Source organism: Calyptranema fuscum S582, assembly GCF_055793305.1.
The window spans coordinates 1-24,057 of record NZ_JBSLYH010000075.1 but is presented as its reverse complement, the minus strand read 5'-3'; the positions used below and the strand labels follow the sequence as shown (position 1 = coordinate 24,057).

General features: G+C 46.8%; 7 protein-coding genes. All 7 read right to left on the bottom strand.

Translation table 11 applies throughout. From position 1 onward, the window contains the following. Positions 1–368: 368 nt before the first annotated feature. Positions 369–4,682 carry a Tc toxin subunit A-related protein gene (locus ACR6Z4_RS29795; RefSeq protein ID WP_479720988.1) on the bottom strand — a complete coding sequence of 1,438 codons (4,314 nt, stop codon included), beginning with the start codon at positions 4,680–4,682 and terminating at the stop codon, positions 369–371. A gap of 65 nt (positions 4,683–4,747) precedes the next feature. After that, positions 4,748–13,135 carry a neuraminidase-like domain-containing protein gene (locus ACR6Z4_RS29790; RefSeq protein ID WP_479720987.1) on the bottom strand — a complete coding sequence of 2,796 codons (8,388 nt, stop codon included), beginning with the start codon at positions 13,133–13,135 and terminating at the stop codon, positions 4,748–4,750. 147 nt (positions 13,136–13,282) lie between these two features. Then, positions 13,283–13,438 (bottom strand): hypothetical protein, encoded by a 156-nt coding sequence (locus ACR6Z4_RS29785; protein WP_479720986.1) that lies wholly within the window; start codon positions 13,436–13,438, stop codon positions 13,283–13,285. Continuing rightward, positions 13,426–13,587 (bottom strand): hypothetical protein, encoded by a 162-nt coding sequence (locus ACR6Z4_RS29780; RefSeq protein ID WP_479720985.1) that lies wholly within the window; start codon positions 13,585–13,587, stop codon positions 13,426–13,428. The genes ACR6Z4_RS29785 and ACR6Z4_RS29780 overlap by 13 nt, the downstream gene beginning before the upstream one ends. 285 nt (positions 13,588–13,872) lie before the next feature. Further along, complete coding sequence (locus ACR6Z4_RS29775) at positions 13,873–21,720, bottom strand: SpvB/TcaC N-terminal domain-containing protein (RefSeq protein WP_479720984.1); 7,848 nt, start codon at positions 21,718–21,720, stop codon at positions 13,873–13,875. A gap of 263 nt (positions 21,721–21,983) precedes the next feature. Further along, positions 21,984–22,832 (bottom strand): IS66 family transposase, encoded by an 849-nt coding sequence (gene tnpC, locus ACR6Z4_RS29770; protein WP_479720983.1) that lies wholly within the window; start codon positions 22,830–22,832, stop codon positions 21,984–21,986. Then, the coding region (gene ltrA, locus ACR6Z4_RS29765; protein WP_479720982.1) for a group II intron reverse transcriptase/maturase at positions 22,789–24,057 on the bottom strand (1,269 nt) is incomplete at its 5' end. The genes ltrA and tnpC, both read right to left, overlap by 44 nt.

Below are 24,057 nucleotides of genomic sequence, written 5' to 3'. Positions count from 1 at the left end.
TTAGACGCTTGCAAATGAGTTGCGCAGAATTTTAGCCGCTGAAGCTATTGATGCAAGAGAATTTCAGGCTTTGTTAAATCCGCGATCGCAACTAATTGCGCATAAAGTCAGATGCCTCTGAAAATTGCCCTTCTAAATCACTTGCAAATGAGTTGCGCAGAATTCGCGACCGCTAGAAGCATTTACTTAATAATGCATTCATCTTTTTCAAAAGGCTTACTTTGGGCAGATGAATTGCGCAGAATTCGTGTTGTAAAAGTTCTATATATAAAGCTTTTTAGGATAGGGAAAAGCTTTCTTATGTAGCCTGGTTTGATACTACTGTTGCTGCATGGGGTGGGCGATCGCTTCCTGTTCCTGCAAGCTAGCTAAACGTTCACTGAGTAATGACAGACTAGCCAGATATCCTCGATCGCTTCTGGGTTCACTTGATGATGGCTGATGCCATCGATTTCCACTTTTTGCCACCAGGTTGTGTTAGAAGTGGCAGTGGTCGGAAGATCACCTTCGCGAATTTGAAGCGTGAACTGTACTGGAACACCGGTTGAGTTAATTTCTGGGGTGGTAAAGGGTAATCCAGCGACAGGGCTACCCGTCAAATTAAACTCATTTGCCTGAGTATTGTTATTGAAATGAACTTTGAATTTGGGGGTGGTGGTGTTATAAGTAATCCCCTCCTTAAGTTTGAGAAATAGCTCTACACGATTCAACGCAACCTTTTGACCACGAAACTGGAAGGGGAATCGCTCATAATCCAGGTTCAAATCAAAGGCTTGAATGATATTTTGATTGGGAGCAAGAGTGATCGGATGCAGGAAGCGATACCACTGGTTCGGGAATTCGTGCTTGAGACTAAACAAGCGCAGGAGTTGGGAGGTGTCTGCTGTCTTAATCTCGTTTCGCAAAGCTTCTTGTGCTGCGGTCTTAAGCAGCGCTCCACCTTCGCGAGCAGTGTAGTTTAGCTTGATAATGACATCAGAAATCGTATCAAAATCAAAGGCATTACAATCCTTGGGCAGATCAATTCGCCAGCGAGATACAGCGCCAGCACCCTCAAAAGGCAGATAGCGATCGTCACGGAAGTTGAGTTCAAACATGCCACTATCGTTCTGGGCTGTGCTAGTGGCGATCGACTGCATAGCAGCAAAGTTGGTCACAAAGCGCGGATCATCATTCTCAACATCCTCAAGATAGCTGCCCTGAGCATTACTGCTAATTCGGGTTTTATTACTTAGCAGGGTGAGTGTGCAGTTGACGCTGGTGTAGGAACCGACAACACAAGGAATGGTAAGGCTAACGCTTTTAATCCGACGCATGTAATGACCAGGGTAGTCGGCATCGAACAAGGTTTCTGGAAGCTCTACGATACAAGTTCCAGTTTCTTTCAATGTGATCAAAGCTAGCGGATTGTGTAGCACCAGGGAGGTGTTCTTCGTAATCTCGTAATCTCGTTTGTTCTGATCGTGGTAGGCTCTCTCCAGTTGTTTGAGGGCAAGGTAGAGCCGTTCACCAGATAGCAGCCCTTTTCTCAAGCTATCCCAGTAGCCGAATTGAATGTAGTTCGAGTTCGTCAACCCTCGTTCAAAGCGAAAGCAGCGTTCGGCTTTTTTGGCCAGGTCATAGGCAAGCTGGTAGCACTGGAAATAGAGTGTCGAAACTTCACCTTGCATCCAGCCGTATAGCTCTGTGTTGGTATATTTATCGCGCATGAAGCTCTCAATCGCTTCGGCATTCTCAATCTGTCGTTCGTGATTCTGTAGCTCTTGCTCTGCGATTTGCTGACGAATTTTTGCTGGTATTAATTGTTTATTAATCTGTGCAATTTCTTGTTCTGCTGCTTTACTCTCTCGTGTCCATGATTGAAGCTGTCGAGTGTGCTGTGCAATTTTCGCTGCATGGGATGCGTCATAAGTGTCCTGATAACCCAAATTCTCCTGATATTCGGCGATCGCTGATAACGCAGGACCAACGTGTTTTCCTCCAAATTGAATTTGCACTCCCACACCAAAAGGAGAAGCATTTATAACCCCTTCTGGAATGTAATAAGACAAGCTAGCCAGCGTTTTCATTGTTGATGCGCGGACATGCCAATCTCGTGCTGAATGAGATGCATCTAACTCATTCTGCTCCTGCTCAAGCAGAGGTAAGCCGCCTTCTGCCCCCTGACGCGACTGACCCGGCAAGCCAATTTCTGGTTGCTTGTCCATCTCATCATTAGGAATTTTGATTCCTTGAATACCTAAAAGTGTTTGAGCATCTAAAAACCTCTGAGTCGCAACATCTTTTGATTTCTTGAGGGCATCGTATGCGGCGATCGCCTCATTAAACTGTTGCAGTTTAATTTGTTTAACCAGATTGAGAATCTGAACTTCCTGACTTGCTCGAATTGTGGCGAGTTCTTCGGCATCTCGTTTCTCTAGAGCAGAAAGTAGTGCGGCTCCAAGCGATCGCACTTCCGCGCATACTTCTAGTGCTTTTTGCAGCATATAGCTGAAGCGGTAATAGGGAAGCGGCGCACTCAAATCCGAAAGCACGCTATTCAAATCGATTCCTTTGGCAGACGCTTGCACCAGTAATGCCGGATCAATTGGTGGCTCAAACAGCGGTAATTGTCGCACCACCCCTTCAATATTCATGCAATGACGAATTTTGAATAATCGATCGGCGACTGTATCCCAATAGCCCAACAACTTGTCATTCTTAGGGATGCAGAAGTAGAAGGTATCACCGATACCCAGTAACCCCGTCATCTCAGTGATTGCTTGACTAGATGAAGACACGGTGGCATAAGGAAATTCATTTTCAGTCAGGACTTTTGCATTGCTAAACTCGTCCAACTTAGAGCGAAGTTGAGCATAGGTTTGAGGTTTTGTTTTAACACGCTTGGGAACCTCTTGAGGACGAGTTCCCAGCAGGTTAGCTGCCAGAATATACAGTTGAGTTGCCTCATTAATTGCTTCAATCGTATCTCGTCGGAAAAGTTGGTCACCCCAGGCAACCAGGTTATCGATGTATTTCATCAACACATTTTTCTGATACGCAATCAGGCGCAAGCGAGCGATTCGATGAGGTTGGAGGGGATTTTGTGCCCAATCGTTGATCTGATCAACAACATTTTGTCGTGCTGGAGAGCCTTTCTGAGTGGGGTCACTCAGAATTGCCAGCATATGATCAATGCGTAACTTCTCCACATCTCGAAAAGGCGAAACTTTCCAGTACCGATGAGTGGTTATTTCAGAGGAATCATCGGTGGGATTAAAAATGTAATGATACCAGCGCATTGACTCTGCAAATCGTTGATTTTGACTCAAACGAGAAGCCAGCAGCATGGGTGTATGAAAAAAGAGTTCCCAGTTGTAGAGCGAGTAGGCAGCCCCAAAGGAGAAGTCCACGTCATGTTTTGGATACGGATCGTCTACATACTTCGTAGGTTTGTAGGTGTGTTTGAAGTAGAAGCGTTCGCTTTCACTGCCTGTAGATCCTTCATTTACATGCCAGTAGTGAGCCAAGCGATTTCCTTCCGGCACGATGGCTTCAAAGTTACCAATTGTTCCAAAATGAGCATGGATGATGCAGCCTGAACCACTGGCATTGGTAGTGATCACCCGTCCTCTTCGCCACGGGCTGCTGAGATCTGAGTTGTCTTTCCAGTAATGCACCAGTTGCCATGGCAGTTGGTCTGAACGCCCCTCACACACAACCACTTCAAAATTTCCGTGCAACTGACTATCAGAAATGCGACTCTGAACAATCCAACCACTGCTTGTTGCTACATCAGTAATGGCTTTGCCACGATGCCATTGGTTTGCTGCGTTGTCTTTCCAGTAATGAACCAGTTGATTGTCCTCTAAAACCACTACCTCGAAATTGCCGTGTTGCCCTGATTTGAAACTGCTTTGAATGATACAGCCTGAACCTGTAGCGCGATCGCTCACCACGGTTCGATTCACCCATTGCCCATTGGCATACTGATAATGCACAAGCTCATTACCTTCGGGTACTACAACTTCCAAGCAATTTCGGTTGGCAACTTTGAAGCTACTTTCGATCAGGCAACCTGCACCTGTCGCTTGAGCCGTTACGGTTCCTTGCAGTACCCAAGGATTATTAACATTGGTGTTGTCACGACTGTAATGATTTAGATTGTTACCTTCCAGTACAACTACCTCAAAGTTTCCAGCACGGAGAACACCAGGTTCATCAATCAAACGTTCTGAAAGTCTTTCGGTAATACAACCTGCTCCAGTTGCCTGATTCGTGATCACCTGTGGTGATTTCTGCCAGGGCTTAGTTATATCAGAACTGCCGTGGCTGTAGTGCCAGAGTTCATTCCCTTCCCGAACAACCGCCTCAAAATTACCAGAACGAGCAGGCTGCAACCCCACTTGAAATAATTGGTCAAAGCCTCCCTCTATCATGCAGGCTGAACCTGTGGTAGTGGTGGAAAGGGTATAACCTGGTTTCCAGGAAGCGTGCAGATAGGGATTACCGAGCGTTTGATTTTCGAGATTGAGCAAACCAGGAACACCCTGGCGATTCAGTCCCTTGATGAACTCTATGACGTAGGGATGAAAAAATGGCTCAAACTTGAGATTAATGGCTGTAGCGCTGTTTTGAAGTTTTTCAATTCCGCTGAAAGATTGTAATTGAATCGCTGCTTTGACAAATCTGTTGTCTAACATTTTTCCTCTCCTGGAAAGTCTGTCCCAACCGAGCCGGTGCAAATGTCTTGATCTTGAAATTAGAACTATATTGTTAGTCCTGATTGACGAGCGATCGCTCCAATTTTTTGGGTAAATACCTGTTGTTCAGCCATGATCCAGGGATTGATAACCTCTTTTTCCATTACGGGATCAAAAATAGGTCTGCCCAAATCACGACGAATATCGTAGTTTTTAAGATCGAGCTTTTCACGAATGCGAGGAACAACTTTTCCAGAGTTCTCTATCTGCTTGACGACCTCTGCATATTCCCGTGAGCGTACAAAATAGATGTTGCCATCCTGATAGAAATAAGGTGCACTGCGGAGTGCAAGATAATTTTGAGAAAGAGGTGTAAGCGAGTAGCTCGGAGTGTTCTCAAGAATTGGAATTAGAGTTTCTTGCTCACCACGAATGCGAAGGGACAAACTTTCCCCACGCAAGTAGCTCATGAAATAAGGTCGTCTTGGAGGTGCAGGAGTAATATCAGTAATGGTGCTGCCTCCATAAAATGCACGAACGCTACGATTATAGTTGTCAAGATAGAACTTGCCAGCAACGATACCTCCAAAAACGCAAACAGGTAATTCAAGATAGTCTTTTGACGCAACTGCTCTAAGTCGGTACAAATCAACGTTATAAAAACGAATGCTTGGAGCTTGATCAGTGTTTTTGCTGCCGCGCAACAATACAGGGGCTCTATCTGATTTGGTCACTAACATTTCAGTTGAGACTTGCTTAGGTGTCCATTTCCCCTGCTCGTACTGACTCCAAGCCAACCTAATTTCCCAATACTTCTCTGCTGGAGGCGGAAGTTTTGTGGCTTGATTTGTATTCACGGTGATAGAGGTTGAAGGTGTAACCTTCGCTTTTAAAGTAAACACCAACCAGAATAGATAAAGGCGACGGTTCCAGACAACAGGCAGTAAGTGAATCCCATCGGGTTGTTGCTCATCGCTGCCTTGAACTGCGTGAATATCAAGTTCCACTTTTTCCCAGGCAGTCCAAACTCGGTTATCAATCAAGCGACGGTAGTAATAGCTGTGAGTCATCCCACCTGTTGTGCGCCCAAAAACGTGCAGGATGCTCTTTCCAGGTTCATCAAACTCGTCCTGGAGGTACATGCCACAGATTTCTAGTCGTGCCACCTGGTCGAGTTTATATAAGTAGTTGAGCAGCGCTTTTTGAGCTATTTGATCAGTGACATCGTTTTGCAAAAGTTCTGACTCCAGTTCCTTGAAGAAGGGACTCTTATCATCCCGTAGTTCTGGCTCGATCCAGTTTTCGGGATATAGGAAGACTTTGCGGTTGGCTTCCCAGACTCGATAGTTTTTCATCCATTGCCAGCGATCGCCATCAATCTGGCTAGGACGAACACCAGGTTCTAAATTCAACAAACACCGCTGCACGAATAGCTGTATTGAGGAAATTGCCTGTTTGATGCGAGAGGTCAGCATACAGGCACACATTTCAACATCAATCAGGAAATATTCAAACAGTTGATCGGCAGTTGTAACATTTGCCTGCCGAATCCTGGGTAATGTCAACACGTAAGCAACCAATGCTGCTTTTTGGCTTTCCCGCAGTTTGTCACTCAAAGGTTTTGCCACTGCCAGCCAGGTTTCCTCATCGTACTTAGCTTTCACAGTATTCTTGATATCTTGAGCCTGGGATAAATCAGGTGTTTCATTAGCCCAATGAAACAATTTCTCAACGGAGATTCCTAGCTGCTGACTCATGTTCATACAGCGTTGGAGTTTGATCAACCACTGCTCATCTTTAAAATCATTTAGCCCTAAGTTAAAGCCTCGAGAACTGATTGAACCGTCAATCGCCTTGGGGTTCCAACCTGTCGCTGCCGTCAGAATCAACGTTAGCATTTGCAGATCAGTCAATCTGGCAAGTAAATTGATAAAATGATTCACTGGCTGATTGGTGTGAATAATTAAATCTGCGATCGCTGTTTCACTGAGTTCTGACCAGTCATTTAATAGAGCTTGTTTTACGGCTTGTTCAGGAAGTCCTAGCCAGGTACCCACTAAGTCAATCAACTCAGCGTTTTGACTGACAGTGAGATTGAGTTGTTTGAGTAAATTCCGACTGAGCTTTGTTTTGTCTGCGCCTGCTGCTGAGAAGGAGAACACGTCGATTAAGTTGACTTCTCCGGTCGGTAAGCTCTCTCGCAAAGCAAAAAGATTGCCCAGGCGTGACCATTGATCAAATAATCCTACTTTTGCTGCGGAAGGATCTAGTGGCAGTCCGTTGAGGTTAAAAGGGACAGTTTTATTAACGTTGTTTGGATCAGTCGGATCATGACCAGCGAAATCATCAGGGTGATTGGAAAGATAAACTAGTTCTTTGGCTGTGATCTTGAAGGTACTGACCAGGACGGCAATTTTATGTAATAGCGCATAGGATTGGAGTGGTAGATCGAAACTCGTGAAAGTTTGACCAGAATAGAGCTGACTTTGAGGGATCATAGCCTTAGCAGTAGTGGGGGTGCTCCATTGCAATTCAGCGATCGCCTCAACCGTCCCGTTTGTTCTGGCATACTCTACTCTAATGTCATAAAGCTGCCCTTCTTTGAGTGCCAGTGTACCCTGATTAGCGATTACCTGATTATTAATCCAGAGTTGTAGGGTACCGTTCGCACGAGTGTAGAACGTGTAGGTTTCACTGCTAGGTGCCAGGAGTTTTCCAGTCCAACGCACACTAAAAGTAGATTGTGTGATTGAGGCATCGGACGGATTTTGCCCCCAATTGAAATTGATGGCTGGGTCAATGGTCTGAAAGACAGGTGGATCAGTCCATGTTGCATTATTGAAGTAACTGGCTGAGAGTCCATCGCCAATCAGTCCTAGAAAGTCTGCGATCGCAGGTTGACTCGCATCGGTGTAAGCCTTCAGAATAGTCTCTAGCAATACCTGAGTCACGTCACTCTCTAGCTTCAAAGTCTCACTCAACGTCTGATTTACAAGATTGCGGCTCAGTTGGTTTCGCAGGTAGGGCAGGAGAGATTTCAGAAGATAAGCAAATTTTTGAGCGATCGCCGTAGCGTCCGGCTTTCCTTCAGCATTGATGGATGAGGTCAAGAGATGAGTACCTGCTTCCCCTAAATTCAAGAAACTAGCCAGATTTTTTGTGATAAACGACTCAGATACTTGAACAAAATCGATCGACTTTTGCCGGAGTTGGCTTACCGCTGCTCTGAAGTCCACGTCGTCCGAGAGACTATTCAAGGTAGTTTGTTCGGTTGTTGTCATTAACCCAGCAAAAGCAAGCGTTTTTGCAGTTTGGTTGTAACTGATTCTGGGCTGAATAATTGCAGGGAAAACAATGCCGTCTGGAAGTCGATTGAGCGGAGCAGTGGAGGTGGTAGCCGTGCCGAGAATGATTTGAACCGCCTGGTCGGCGATCGCAGGTTCAAACAAAACGGCTAGCTTACTGCGCGTCAGTTCACCTTGAAGATCGGGGGCAATTTGATGATCCTGGGCGATTTTTTTCAACCCCTCCTGTAGTGTTGTGGCGATCGCTGCCATCTCTGCTGCTTGAGGTGCTAAATTGGACGATGGCTCCCAGAGATGCTGGTAGAGATAGTTGAGTTGGGCGATCGAGAATCTAGAGGCTTTGAATTGATGCGCGATCTCAAGAAAATCAACAGTCGCGGTTGGCTCTCCAACTGCAAATGGATCACGTCCTGTTAGAGACTTGAGGGCAATCAGGTCTTTTGGCTTGAGTTTGAACGCTTTTGCCAAAACGGTGTAGCGGTAGAGTTTAGAAACATTCTCCAGAGTCAGATTGTCGTCTGCAAGTGCAGCATCGTTGCGAATGAGGTCAAACTCTGCGGCACTTATCTGAAAGGCAGCAAGCAGTGTTGGAATGTGATTTGCAATAACCTGGCTACCGTCTAGAACTGAGCCATCAGTCTTAATTTGGAAGCTATCGTCCAGCTTCAAAATAGCGCGGTTCAAAAACAGTTTTTTGTAAAGGGAGTTCTCACCCTGTATATCAATATTTGCCCAAAGACTGGCGAGTTTGACCGGAGAAAGATTCAGATCAGTTTGCAATTTCTTGACTGCTGCCAGTTTGTGGATGGCTGCACTGTCGATGGCATCAGTATATCCGAGCGATCGCAGTGTCGTATCAAGTTCCTGCATCGTCCAACCGAGCTTACGCCATAGTCGAATAAATCGCTGTACTTTCCAGGTATCTTGATCATCAAGAGTATTTCCATTGAGATATTGAATCAAAGTCTTACTGAGGTCACAGTCAGAAGTGTCGGAGTGAAGCACGATCGCACGCAAGGACTGCTCAATCAATTGTCGAACCTCGTTTAAGCCCCAGCCTGCTTGAGTTAATTTGTCTTGAAGTTCTGGAGTTGGGTTGCCAAAATCATTTTGCAACAGCTCACGCACTTCCAAGTAGGTGATTTCAGCACTCTCTAGTTTTCTTAATGCTAGCTGGCTGGGATTGATGTAAAAGGTTTTCAGCAAATCAACCAATTCAACGTAGCTCAATCCCGTTTGATGCAGTATTTCAGGCACACCTGTAACGAGTGCTCCGGTTGCATCTGGTTTAATTGAATTAAGAATTGCCCAATCATCCTCATTCACAATGCTGTCAACAACTAATCCATACTTCTGTTGAAAAGCCTGGACTGCAAGTTGTGTCACCGCATCAAAATCACTACTGAGGGTTAACTGGGGATTGGCTCCGTCAGTATTCAACTTAGCTTGCAACAAGACGACAGCAACACCCCTATCATTGAGTTGTAAGGTGGGAGTTAGCGTTGCATCTTCAAACCCATACAAGCGGTTGACAGAAATATTTGATGGGTTGCTATTAATTTGTTGACCAGTAAGAATTTCAAATTCCCGCTCAGAAATGTTCAAATACTCACCGTCTGTTGATAATTGTGCGATCGCCCCATTTCCAAACGCTCGCATTACCTCAAAGCGGTTTGAACCTGAATGCTCCAAATACAGCCGCACGGTTTCAAGAAAACGATCAAAGGGCAAATTACAAGGAAATAGCGCTGCCTGTAATTTGGTATATGCAGCCTCTTCGACGTATTGCGGATTAGCACCCAATTCTTCAGCTGTAGCATCTCCTGTATCTTTTGCGGTTGTTTGATCCAGCTTGTCAAACGCCACATAACTTTCTAGTACTTCATTAACAAGATCGATGTACGGAATGGGGATATTTGTGTTCTCACAGGTCAATGGAATGTGAGGTAGATCAGGGCGCTTGCCCTCAACTCCTTTCTCTAGATTGCCAATCAAGTAATCCAGCGGTGTGGGTTTAGTAGACTTTTTGGGAACGTCAAGAAATTGCAGCAGGTCAACAAAGTAAGCAACAGGACTGTAGACGGATTGACAGTGATTACAGTCGCAAAAATCCAAACTGCCAAACAAAGATGCCCAGTTTGGCACCGCTTTCAATCCACCACCAATCACCGTTGGATAAACATCCGTTGCGGATTGATAAGCCATCAGTGCCAGATGAAGACCCGTAGCGCTTGCAGTCACTGCCCGTTGGTGCATGAGTTCCAGGTCAGGCGCACTGATCTTGTCTCCAAGCTCTTCTTGCAGCGCACGGAGCGACATTCCAGCCAGATCGTTAGCTGAGTCTAACTTGCTCTCAATTAACACCTTGAACGTTTCTGGACTCGTACTAATTTGAAACAGTCGTTGGGCACGTTTCACCTGGGCAGTAACTTTCTGTTTATTCTCCTGATCTAAGCCACCAAAAATTGCATTGTCGTATTTATCCAGGAAGCGATCGACATGAGTGCTACGAATATCAAACTCTTCACCAGAAGTGACGACGTTAGTGTCCGTTGCACGATTGAAGAACTGTGCAAGGTCAGCGGGGGCAACTTGATTGAGATGCGTTTCTGAGACATTCGTAATCACTTGAGCAACAGTCTCTGTTGGGAAAGCACCCTGAAGCACACCCGTCACACTCCTGGCATAAAGTTCCAGCTTTTCTTCCTGAGTGTCTCCCGGAAAACCTTCTGGCACCTCAGTACTGTTCTGCTTAATCAATTCGGCTAACTCTCCTGTATTCATCCGGGCCATGCTACGAGTAGAGTCGAATTGGTTTTGCAGAGTAGCCATAAGTGGCAGGTTATCCTGGGTCAGGGTACTTAACTGAAAAGCAAGTTGTACCTTCTCGACCGTGCCCGCTTCCTGAAAGTTAGCCTGTTCCCGCAGATTCTCCCAGAAATTTTCGATGGTTCCCTGATGATTGGCGTAGGTTTGCAGCAGTGTCATCTGTTGTTCAATCGCTGGCAAAGCAGTTGAAAGAACCTGAGTCAGGGCCGGTTGACCTCCAGCAGGTGGCGTATTGAGAATTTGACTGACCGCTTTCTGATGAATCAAATCGACGACTTGATTGAGGATTTCTTCCGGCTCAATCACTGGAATTAAATTGACTGTTTGACTACTCGCTTCTAGCAATGTAGATCGAACATCATCTGTACTAGTTTGCGCTAGATTAGCTGTATCAATTGAGCCTTTAATTCGAGCAAATCCATAAAGGGCGATCGCCAAAATCCCCTGCGATAGCGGATGCTGATCATCACCCAGCCATTCACGCACTCGTTTGAAAGCAGATACCAAAAACTCAATCTTTTCTCGCTCAATGCCCGTTTCTTCAGTCAGAAACGTAATATCTTGAAATTTTTCCTCAGCTGTATTGTCCTCTTCGTCTTCCTGGAGATCTGCGATCGCTATCTCACCAATTAGGGGGCGTAGTTTAGCAACTAACCGCTCGTATTCTGAGGGTGGTTTATAAATATCAGTAGTAATGACAAGGTCAATTTCAGCGATCGCAGGCGCATTAAACAGTATGGGGGATTCTGCGATAACGCGAGCTTGTGGAACCGTAGCGAGAATTGGTTCAATAGCAAAAACAATTAGATCTGCTGTTTGTTTTTCGGTGCGGCTGAATTGATCGCGAGTATAGAAGATTTCATAATAGCCATTAGAATCTGAAGAAACTTGACCTAACAGATCACGGCTGCGTAAATCACGGTCATACGCTCTGATCTCGATTCCGGGAACAGGAGTATTATCGGATAGGCGGAGAGTACCACGCACCACAAAACGCACTGATTCATCGATAGCACCCGACTCTCCCGTATCCTTACCAAGAATCAGCGTCAGACCCTCTGTACGTGCAAAATCGGGAAAGCGAGAAATTGCTATAACGTGCCCATCTTTGGTCACATTAAACCGGAAATCTGCCAAAATCGCATTTGTTGGCTGAAAGTTATGGCCAACCGCAGGAATGAATGTGATCGGATGGGTGCGATCCCGCGTTAGGGTATCTCCGTTACCCCACAGGGACAATAAGAGGTCATAGGTCAACTGCCGACCATCGATCGTCACCTGATAGCCACGAATGGTTAGAGTGCGTCCGCTAGCGGACGCAAAACCGCCATAGAGTTGGGTGTTAATGACTACTTGTCCAGTCACATCTAGAGCAAACTGGAAATCTGCGGCAAGCCCTGGTGCTGCTACAAAGCTATAACCAGTTGCCGGAATGTATGTCAATTCATGGGTACGGTTTCGTTGCAGATAGATATCGACCGTAGAACTTATGATTGGCGTAAGGTCATGGGAGAGTTGCCGTGCGTCGAGCGTAATCTGGTAGCCACGAATGGTTAATGATCGTCCACTAGCCGATGCAAAACCGCCATAGAGTTGGGTGTTAATGACCACCTCTCCAGTCACAGTCACGGCAAACTGAAAGTCTGCTACAACTCCTGCTGTTGGTAAAAAGCCATAACCATTCGCCGGGATGTATGTCAGATCATGGGTGCGGTCTCGCCGCAAACTGACGTTCGTGCTGGATAGCACCATGGCTATAAGGTCATGGGACAACTGCTGTCCATCAATCGTGATCTGATAGCCACGAATGGTGAGTAGTCGTCCGTCAGCCGTTGCAAAGTCTCCATATCGCTCCGTGTTAATGACCACCTGTCCAGCCAAGTCCACCTCAAACCGGAAGTCAGCATTAACGTTTGATGCTGAGCTAAAGTTATACCCATCCAACGGTACAAGGGTTAACTCGTGGGTACGGTCTCGCGTGAGTAGGTTGTATCTGGAACCTGATAAGAGGGACGACACCATCAGGTCATGGGATAGCGAGGTTGCATCGAGGATTATGGTGAAGCCGCGTATTGTTAGGACAGTGCTTCCACGACCACTGAGGAACCCGTCGTATATGATGTCGTAGTCAACCAGTCCTTCGGGAGTAACCTGGAATCCGAAATTCGCTACTGCGCCAGATACTTGCTGAAATCCGTAGCTTCCGGGGTTTAGAGAAATAGTCGGCGCGTTGGCACCTTCTATCGGCTGGGAGATCACATCGGGGATGACGAACTGAGTATAGGTCAGGTTGCTCGTATCGATACGGATGTCAGCCATGAGATATCCCCTTTGTTGGATTGAAAAATAATCAATTCACCAAACGCTTAAAACCTGTCACTAAACCACGAAAGAACTGAAACGGAGGCTTTAATTAATTAACTTTGAAACCAATACCAGAAAGTGCGATCGCCCTTCACTTTTACGTCAAACCAATAATTGTGGAATGGAAGCGATCGCCTTTGAAAGCATAACTATTGATTGCGATCGCCCTTCTATTTTCTCTATCAATTTTTTATCGATCGCTCCTTTAACACAAACAATCAAATAACGCGATGGCGATCGCCCTTCTATACCAAACATCCATTAAATCCTGAAAATCCTGATAGTGACAGAGATAGGGTTGGGTTGAGGGCACGAAACCCAACCGATAAGAGCGGCGATCGCACTTGCAGATTGGTGACTTCTGTGCCTTTGCTATTGCGGTTAAGGGGAAGGGCGATCGCTTTCATGGCTGTGTTCCTGGGAAAGATGAGGTTTGTGATGATGGAATGGGAGCACTGAGTCCTTTTCTGTCTGCATCAGAATTTTCGGAATTTTAGGATGATGTTGGGTGTTTGAAATCTTGCTAATTCTCTAATCCTGTAAATCCTGATGCTGATTGGGTTTCGTGTCCTCAACCCAACCTGCGAGAGTGGCGATCGCACTTACAGATGGTGGGTGTTGGTTGAGGTGGTGCGATCTCATTCATAAAAATAGTCTTCCTGAACTAAATATTGGTACTACCCGATCTACTGCTAATAGACAGGTACACGCAGTTGCTGCAAGTTCGGTGGTAATGGTCTGACCTCATATCTAATGCGAGATTCGTCTAGTACTCGCCTCAGCTTGTTAGCTGGTCCTGTATCTGGTAATGGCTCAGTACCATACCAAATTGCCTCATTGATTTGACCAGTTGCACGAAGCTCAAAATCCTTCCCTACTTGCTTGATCTTTTCGTTAACCTTCTCGTTCAGCTTATCCAAAGGCAATTCACTCCACGGAGTGGTGTTGAACTCTAATAAAGTTCCTGTCCTCGCGTCGTAATGATCTGCTCGTCTTAAATCAAGCTTATTGTTATTTTCGTTGAGGTAGAAATCCTGAGAATTCAGTTCTGCACCAACAATAGACTCACCATAGCGGTCATGAATATAGGTGGCTCTGGCTTCTGCACCCTCCGGTGCGTTGACCGCAGAATCTAGAGGTGTTTTAGGTGTAGGCTTTTGGGGTTCACTGACTGATCCTGTCTCGTGTGGAACTCTACCCACCTTTGATGGCGCAAACTTAGGTGATTTCGGATCGACAGCTTTTGCATAAATTTTGCCTGGAGCTTTTGCGTGAGCAATAATGTCACCAGCAATCAACGTCGCAGTTTCTAATCCAGCCAACCCTGCATCGACATAGTGTCCTGTAGCAGTCAGATAATCTTTTTTCGATCTAGCTTCATTTCCCTTATCTACTGACTCAGCAACTTCATTAGTTCCCGCTCGAACAGTTTGTACTGAGCCTACAACTGGAATGTTTGACACAATCAAATCGTTAGCTAGCTGTTCACCTTTCTCCTTACCTTTTTCTTTGTCCTTAATGTAAGTTGTAATTGCATCCCCAATTCCTTTTCCTAAAGACCGCCCAGCAATACCTGACGGTCCCATCAACATTGCCCCATATCTGTTAACTCGATCCAAATTTCTATTTATGTCTTCTAAGTTAGGCCACATTCCGTTTAGGTCAGTTAATTTGATCGGGTTGCTTCTAACGAAGAGGTAAAGATTTGAACCATCAAGGAGTAAAGCAGGATCAGCGCTTAGCCATCTCCCTAACCAGGATATGTAATATCGTGCTCCATGATAAGAAAGCCCCGTCTCCTCATCCCGCTCTTTTCCGGTATAGCGATACCGCTTCAAGCTCACTTCCGCCACACCATTTTTTGCATGGTACGAAGTCGTGCCGTAGGGATGATATTCCTCATAGGAAAGCACATTGCCATCCTGATCCAGTTCCAAACTGGCAGATTCTAAATGGTTGCTCAATTGATAGCGAGTGATGAGATTAGGAGATGCAACCAGGTTTCCAGCATCCCGTGTTTTGGTTTCCACCAGTGCAATCCGTCGTTTGTCATCCATCACATGCAGCGTTTCTCGCTCCAACGTAACCTCAGTACCATCACCGTTGTACTCCCGATAAATTTCAAATCCACCCAGGTAAATCCGTTCCGATTTGCGTTTGGGAATTTCACCTGCATTCGCTTGGCGTTCCGTCACTTTGCGAACGCGCTGACCGCTGGCATCATAAATGTAGTAGGTGATTTCGGGTGTGCCACCATCATTGCGAACTTGTTGTGAAGATGCCTGAAGTTGATCCTTGAAATCCCATTGCATCAATTTGAGATGGGGCATTTCAATCATGTTGCCGTGTTCGTCGTAACGGTAACGAGTGGCAATGTTTTTAATATCCAGTTGGTTATCATTGCCATCACTGGGAATATTGGTCGATCGCAATCGGTTGCTGTCCGTTGCGTAGTCATAGCGGCGCGTCCAATCACCGCCTGTAGCCCGGTGCAACATCGCCAGGATATTGCCGGCTGGATCATATTCATACATCTGGGTATAGTTCCGCATCCCCTGCAAATCATTAGGATGAACCAGATTGCACCGGGTTGAGTCATTGAAGTCATAGTGGGGCTTTAAGTCAGAGCGATCGCCCGGTTGATTGTTGGCTGTTTGTCCGATGTGTTCCCTGCCCGTTGCCTGGGTCAATCGATAGAGGGCATCGTAGAGGTATTGAGCGATCGGTTCCACTCGTTCGCCATTGTGAAAAATGGTTGCCTGGGAATCATCGCGGATTTCTGTGATATTCCCGACTGGGTCGTAGGTATAGCTCAATCCCTGAAGTAGGGTGTTATCCGTTTTACGAGTTGTCCTTAACGTCTTCAACCGGAACGTTTCTAACTCGTAGTCGTAAGCAGTTTGCACCACATTCGCCGCAATGTTTGGATCGCCAATGCTGTATTCGATCAGGATTCGTTGACCCTTGGCGTTATAGTCAACATTCTTGACAAACAGCGTTTCGGTCTGCGCACCCCGCAGTTTTACCTTCACCTGATTCAACAGATTCGCTTCATTAAATATCGGCAGCATCACACTGTTATCCGGTGCGGTTAACTGCACCGGACGATTCAATGCATCATAGGTCGTGCTGGTGTCGTAAACCTTTAGCTCCAGCAAGGGTTGGGCAGCCTGGATAATCTGAGGAACACCCGTGAGATTCCCCAACACCGACCAATTCATCTGCTCTCGATAGGTGGGGGTCAACTTACGGCTACTCCGGCGCAAATTGCCCTTAAAATCAAACTGCCAATGACTCACGACCCCCGCTGCGTCATACTGCTGAAACACCTGTCCCCGCAGATTGCGTTGTAACGCTTCAGGGTGATTTTCTCCATAGACCAACCGCTCAACCAAAAGTTCTGCCGCCCCCGCTGGCAGCACATAAAAATGGGTCGGACGCTGAAGTTCATCATAGACGGTTCGCATCCCATGACCCGTCGGTGGCTGCGGCACATCATAACGAGCCCGCCGACTGTTCCAGGCACGGATGGGCTTGCCTGCCACATTGTTCAGCATCCACCGTTCCCCCGCATCCATGCTGTAAAAATACAAGTTATGACCGAGCAAATCATAGGCACGACCCACGATAATGGGTTTACCCTGAGCATCCTTCGCGGGCTTACCCTGAGCATCCTTTTGGGTAACCGCATAAATCATCACCGCATTCTTTCTCGCATCGGTGATGACAACCGGATTGCCTTCAATATCTAAATCAATTCGCGTCTCGTATTTGCCTGCGGCACCGTTATCCGCAATGGTTAAAACTGTCCGCCCCAGCGTATCGAGATGGGCGATCGCCGGAGTTTCCGCATGAGCCAATGCCTTCTGAGCCGCATCCCGTTCAGAGGCGATCGCACTCCCACTCATTTGGCTGTACCAGGTGGGCAAATAATCCGCATTTGGCAAACGCTGGAAGTACTGCCCTACATCCGGATCGGTTTTGGGATCGTTGGCGATCGCCCCCGCCGCTGTCTGCACCACCGTATCATTCCCGTCCCACGTCGCCTGCTGCCAGGGATCAAACACCACCTTCTCATAGGTATGGTTGGGATGCAACGTCGCCACCACCCGTTCCACCGGATCGTAAAACAGAATCGGAGTCACCCCCGTCATCACCATCTCCGGCTCATCCTCGTAAAGATGGGTAGCGCTAAAGAACGGCTCATACTTTTTAACGGGTTTGCCCTTGTTATTAAAAATCGTCCGCCCATTGCCAACCCAACGCGGATCAGTGGGAACTAACTTCGGCTTGCCATTTTCCAACACCAGCTTGCCAGGGCGATCGGGATTCGTAACATTGGATTCCCGCTGCGCTGCCAGTCCCGGCTCCGCCTGCACTTTGGTTTGCACTTCCCGTCCAAAGCCATCGGAGTAGACAAAACTAACTTGAATCTTCGTCTGCTGACCTGCGGCTAAATCGCTAACATGGGTTTCACGGGCGATCGCTCCCGCAAACAAGGGCTGTCCTGCTTTCTGGAAACACTCTAAATCGTAAATAATTCGGGTGGTTGCCTTGCCCAAAAGAGTCGATGTGGTAGTACGGGGCGATCGCACAAAATCCTGTAACTGCTGCTCACTCAGGTCAGCCACAAACCCATCTAACGAATCTCCACTTTCTGAATTCCCAGCAGCATCTACTTTCCCCAATACCGCTGTTCCAGCAACCATTCCTAAAATGTCGAATGCAACCACAGCATGATTCTGATTAGGATCAATAATTCGTTGTGGTTGCAGCACTCGATAGTCATTCTTGACTTGCACAACATTATTCAACGGATCATTAGTTTTTACCGCCAATAGTGCATAGTTGTCATATTCAATCGTGTATTCATGGTCAAACGGATCTTTCGTTGCAGTGACCAGATAAAAGCGATCGGGATCAAACTTTTGATGACCTGATGGAATCCACCAGACTCCATCTAAATCCTTGTATCGTCCTTCATTCCGCAACACGTTGTTCAAATCTGCTGTGGAAATCTTGCTGCCATTACTGGCTCCATAAACCTGCTCTAACAGCCCCAGCGTAAATGCCATCTTATAGTTTTCACAGGGCAACGCTAACGATTCAATGTCTCCCAGAGCCAAACTCACAGGATTGATAGCATTGGCTTGATTATTGGGACGATAGACTGTCCTAACTCGTTCAATCAATCGCTTCTGAACCTTGCCAGCAGTCGCGATAGCTTCATAGGGAATGGTATTTCCCTGGGTAATGGTTGCAATCTGGGTGCGAATAAAGCCAAGTGTGAATGGGCGAAACAATAGTGAGTCTGCCAATTCTAAGCCTGTAATCTCATAGGTGCGAGTCTCAATCGGTACACCAATGCGATACCAACTTACCTCATTGGGCTTATTCGTGACTTGATTCTCGGTATAAGTGATGTGAGTCCGCTTCTGCTCATCCAGGCGAATGTCTGGAGGAAGGGACGGTTTGCGTCGGGGGTAGGCGATCGCCACACTCTTCAACCCATTACCAAAATCATCCACCTCTAGCGTCATGCTATGAGTAACTCTTGGGTCTGCTGGATTTCGCTCGTAGTGGTAATCAATCGTCTCGCGATCGTAAGTAAAGAACACCGTGTGGTGATTTGTGTGTCGCCCTTGAATTAAGCGAATTTCGTAATTGCGCTCTGACACGCTATAAGGATGGGGTTGCTTCTCGGAACCATCCAGAGCGTAAATTTCCTGACGCAGAATACGGCCTTTGAGCGATCGCGCCGCTTCCCGTTCTTCATCAGTCGTCAACCCCTCCAGCAGAATTGTATCCGGTAGAAGAGATGCTCCAAACGCCTGATCCGTTTCCCCTGGTTCTCGATAATATTCATGCTCAAACTGCTGGGAAATCTTCCCGCGACCCAAATAGAATCCTGTGTGGAACCAGGTTTTGGTCAACACGGGAGGCACAAACGAAGCCGTATCTAGATTCGTCGCCTCCGATGAGGTCTCTTCTGGCTGAATCGTGCCAATTTCTTCTGTATCCCATTGATCCACACGACCAAAGCCAAGAAATTCTCGTTCTACCCCATCAAAATAACCATGATGGTAGGCATAGCGCGTGACAAAGCGGTTACGGGAGATGCGATCGTAAGTTTCTACCCGTTCCACCACATGCACTGGGAAAGGCAGCTTCGTAATCCAGGGCGTTCCTTTTTGCCAATCTTCCAGATAAAACTTAGTCGAAGGTGCATACTGCACAACCGTCTCCGCACCCATGTTATTTACAGTCTTCACCAACAGATGTGGCTTTTGTCCTCCCATCAGGTCGATATACCGCATTACCCGCTGGCCATTCCCTGGTAACGGCGAAGACCAGACCAAACAAGCCGTGCCATTCCCCAGCAAATCGATCGCTGTCACAGCCGCCACACTATCAATCGTCGGAAACGATCGCAGCCCCCGCTTCGCCGACCAACCATTCCCCGACTGATTAAAGTAAACCTGCACCCCTTCCGCACCAAGGTACAAAATATCCGTCGTTCCCGACCCATCAATATCCGCCAGCACAATCTGCCGCTGATTAAAGATATCCGGCGCATCAAACCAGGGCGAATCATCCATCGTCACCTTCGCCCCAAAGCGCCCATAGCCCAAATTCGGCCAGTAGCACACCTCACCATTGCGAATCCGCACAATATCCGTCAGCCCATCCCCCGACATATCTGCCAAATGAATCGACTGCGTACCGTCCGCAAACATCAGTCGCGGTCCCTTTTCTTCATCCCAGAGTTGAGTTACTCGCTCCGCCGCCGCAAATCCATCCTCTGCTAACGATGGATGCCAGACAAAACAGTTATCTTCCGAAATCAGAATGTCGGCGTGTCCATCCCCATTCAGGTCAATAAACTTCAGATTCGGATTATCCCAATCCAGCACAGGCAACGACTTAAAGGGGACAAAATTCTCCCAATCCTCATTAGATGTCCGTTCGTAAAATCCAGGCACTGCTCCCCGTAACATCACCAGATCCGGTTGTCCATCGCCTGCCAGGTCAAGAAACTGCGCCCCATTCCCTAATCCACTCGCTGGTTTACTCGCGACCAGTTGAACCGCTGCAAACTTCGCCTCGACCTGTTGCTTCCCATTGGCTTGAACCCTATTGATCGGGCTGATATTGCGCTTGTAAAACCACCCATTCCCCTGTTCCGTTAGAATCCCCGACAGTCCTTCCCCATCCAGATCTACCCACTGATAGCGGGTTCCATCCAGTCCATCGGGTAAGTTTTCCAGACTGGTGCGCTCCATCTCTTGCACCGTTTCATCAATGATGGCTTCGCTGTAAGTAAACTCTAGAGGCGGTAAAGATTTTTTGGGATACCCATTCCCATCACGCTTGTAAACCGTCTGAGTTACCGATCGTAAACAAGAATAAATTGGATCGCGCACCACATCTGGCTTTTGCTCATAGGAATAGGTGAAGTCCGTCGATCGCACCAATCCGGCATATCCCTTATCACCATTCTTCAGGTCAGGGATGTGATGAAACATCAACACTCGCTGACAAAGCCGATAGGTTCGTACTTCAAACCCAGATCGGTAGGACGAAAACGGATCATTGCGAACGGTATTAATAGTCCACTGCGCTGGTTCTTGGGGGATAGGATTAATGCGATCGTGTTCTCCGTAATCAAACACCACCTCAAACATCCAATCTTTGCGTAACGTTAAATTTTCATTGGCTTGCCGAGGGGTTGGATTACCGTATTGAATTTGTTTCAAGTACCGATTCGTGGCTCGGCTTTTTGGAGTTCGGTTCTGCTCATGCACCTGTGATAAATCAATTCCAACAGAGCGTTCTGCATCCTCTGATTTATATTGGTAGGCGATCGCGTTGCCTTTGTCGTCGTAGCTCTCACAAATTAACCAGCTAAAAATCTGAGTTTCATGATCGGGATCGATAATGCGGTTTTCAGCCGTTTTACCGTAAAGCGTGGTGATATTGTCCTTTGAAATCGATCGCCAGTGCGTCTCGCCCGAACCCACCTTTGTCCAGCGTTCAATTCGGGCAAATAGCCCTTCAATTCGGGGACGATAGCGATATACCTTATACTGTTTATCTGGCGAATCGAGAATTTCGCGAGTCCCATCTGCTTTGCATACAGGTACTAAATCTTCTGCTCCTGAAAGAATAAAAACGTCTGACTCTTCTGCGTCCCAGTAGCGAGGCAGCCCTTTATCGGTCTTACGGGTAATGGATGGTAGCGATAAATTCCACCCCAATCCAAAGATGCCGTTGCCTGCGCCAGAGTCGTAGGAAAGCGATAGTTGTGGACCAAAACCCGAACGACCGGGAGAGGTCGCGATCAGCACTGTCATAGAACCAGTTCCCGTCACTGGGTTGGCGGCAAACTTTTCCCCCATCCCTTTGATTGCCCCACCTCCTTTAGGTAGTGATACAGTAGGCGGAGGAGAAAAATAACTTTTATCTTCAGTTGCATTACCGCTACCCTGTCCCAGGATTTGGGAAGGCAGCTGTATAGATAGAGCAGATGAATCGTTCATAAGCCCCTTTCTGAGAAAACTCAGAGGATGGTTAAATTCGGGCTTTTAGTCGCTAATACAGGTAATGAACGCTAACGAAATCCAATGCCAATCAGTCATTAAACCAAACTTCAAATTGTTCTAAGCGGGAACTTCCGTTCGAGAGAACGTGCTGAAGCGCATGAAATATCTGTTTCAAGGAGTTCTTTGACTCCTCATTCTTCAGCAAAAATCATACAGGTAACGGTACCCACAAAGGTGAAGTTTGTATTAATTCTTTGTAACTACTCAGGCTGAAAGCTCAAGGAAATGGGATGTCCGAGAAATAGCTGTTCTAGAGCATCGAGTAGGTCGTGCCCTTGCTTCTTGAGAGTGGAAAGGTAACCCCGAATCCGACCAAAGACCTGTGCTTCTGCTTCTGAACGGAATCCCTCGGAGATCTTTTGCTTGAGTTTCATCATGCGAATATCACGCTCTGCTTGATTGTTATCAAACGACACTTGAAAGTCATGGATAAATCTCAAGACTTCAGCTTGATGCGTCTCTAAACGCTTTAACAGATTTCTGGCAGGGGTTTGTTTCGGACGACCCCGTGAATGAGCTATTGGAGGATTGGCAGGATTCAGTTTCATGCCTGTTTCAATCAAGTCTTGGTATTGTGTTTCAAATTGGGTAATCGCTTCAGCGCTTAATTGAATCTGCCCTTGAGCTTGGGCTTGTTCAACCGATGCTTTCATCGTCACCAATAGCGTCATCATCTGCTCTGCCCACCCTTGCTGATAGCGTTCTACCAAAAAGCGCAACTCTCGCAAATGATGAGCATTACAGAGGGCATGAACACAACCATAGAGCGCATAACTGCGCCAACCATCATGTACACTGGTACCTTCAAATTGAGGCAAAATATCCATCGCATTGATGGCTACACTCCCACGCTTCGGGTGGATAAAGTAGTAGGTCAAAGCTTGGGTACCGGCAACATGAAGCCACATCAGTTTGCCATTGACTCGTAACCCTGTTTCGTCAAAGTGCGCCACCTCTGCCTGTTGAAGTGCTTCAAAAATGCTGCTCTCCACTCCAACCAGCAACTCAAAACACGCCTGTCGAGTTTCGTACAACGTTCCTTCTGACAACGAACACCGTAGCAACCTTTGACCATGACATGATGTTGTATAGGTGTCCACACAAACTTATCATGTATCCGTTTGAATCCCCAAAGACCCAGCGGTCAGTTCTTTGAGGATGGTGTTGCTCCCAGTATTTGGAGTCCACCCAATGTCTGGACTTGTTTGGATGTAGCCGTTTAGCATATCTGACTTGTCGCCAGTACATCCATCTATCCAGATTGCCAAACGTCTCTTTGGCACTGCTAGTCCTGTAATAATTTGCCCAACCCCGAATGATTGGGTTGAACTGCTGAATTAGGACTTTTAATGGCGCAGTTTTAAGCCGCTTCCAGATCATTCTCAGCTTGGCTCGAATTGCTTTGACTGATTCCTTGGATGGTTTTATCAGGGTTTTTAATCCTGTTGATGTATCAGAAACCTGGTAGGTTCTGATATGGAATCCAAGAAAATCAACCCCGGTAGTTCTGTGAACGATTTGAGTCTTTTCCTCTGAGAGGACAAGATCTCTTCGTGCCAGTGCCTGTTCGAGATCTGATTTAGCTGCCTCTGCATCCTCTCGACTGTGAGTAACCACCACGAAATCATCGGCATACCTGACCATAATGCGGTCAGATTGTGTCTTGTTCCAGTGGTCAATTTTCACTCCTATTTCTTCACCAATACCGTGAAATGCGATGTTAGCTAGAAGTGGAGAGATTACGCCACCTTGTGGTGTTCCTGTTGTCGTTGGGTTGAATGCTCCACTCTGGTGATAGTGCCCTATGTCTTCAATCCATCCGGCTTTCAACCAGTGTCTGATGAGCGTTCTGGCTGGAAAATTGCCAATGACATTCATCAGATAGGTATGAGAAATGTTATCAAATGCACCTTTAATGTCTGCATCCAAGATCCATTCTCGTTTGCATTTACCATGCAAGGAGTTATAAATCCTTGCAATGGCATCATGACAACTCCTGCCGGGGCGAAACCCATAGCTGTAAGGCTCAAATTTTGCCTCCCAGTATGGTTCTAGGGCATTTTTGACCATTGCTTGCAGGCATCGGTCTTTGACCGTTGGAATACCCAGTGGTCTTTGTTTCCCATTTTTCTTTGGAATATACACTCGTTTGACCGGGTGCGTTTTCCAAGGCTGAAGGTGTCCTAGCTCAAGCGCTAGTTTGCCTCTGGCACGAGGTGTTTTGACCACATACTTGTCCACTCCAGGGGTATATTTACCCTGATTAAGCTGTGT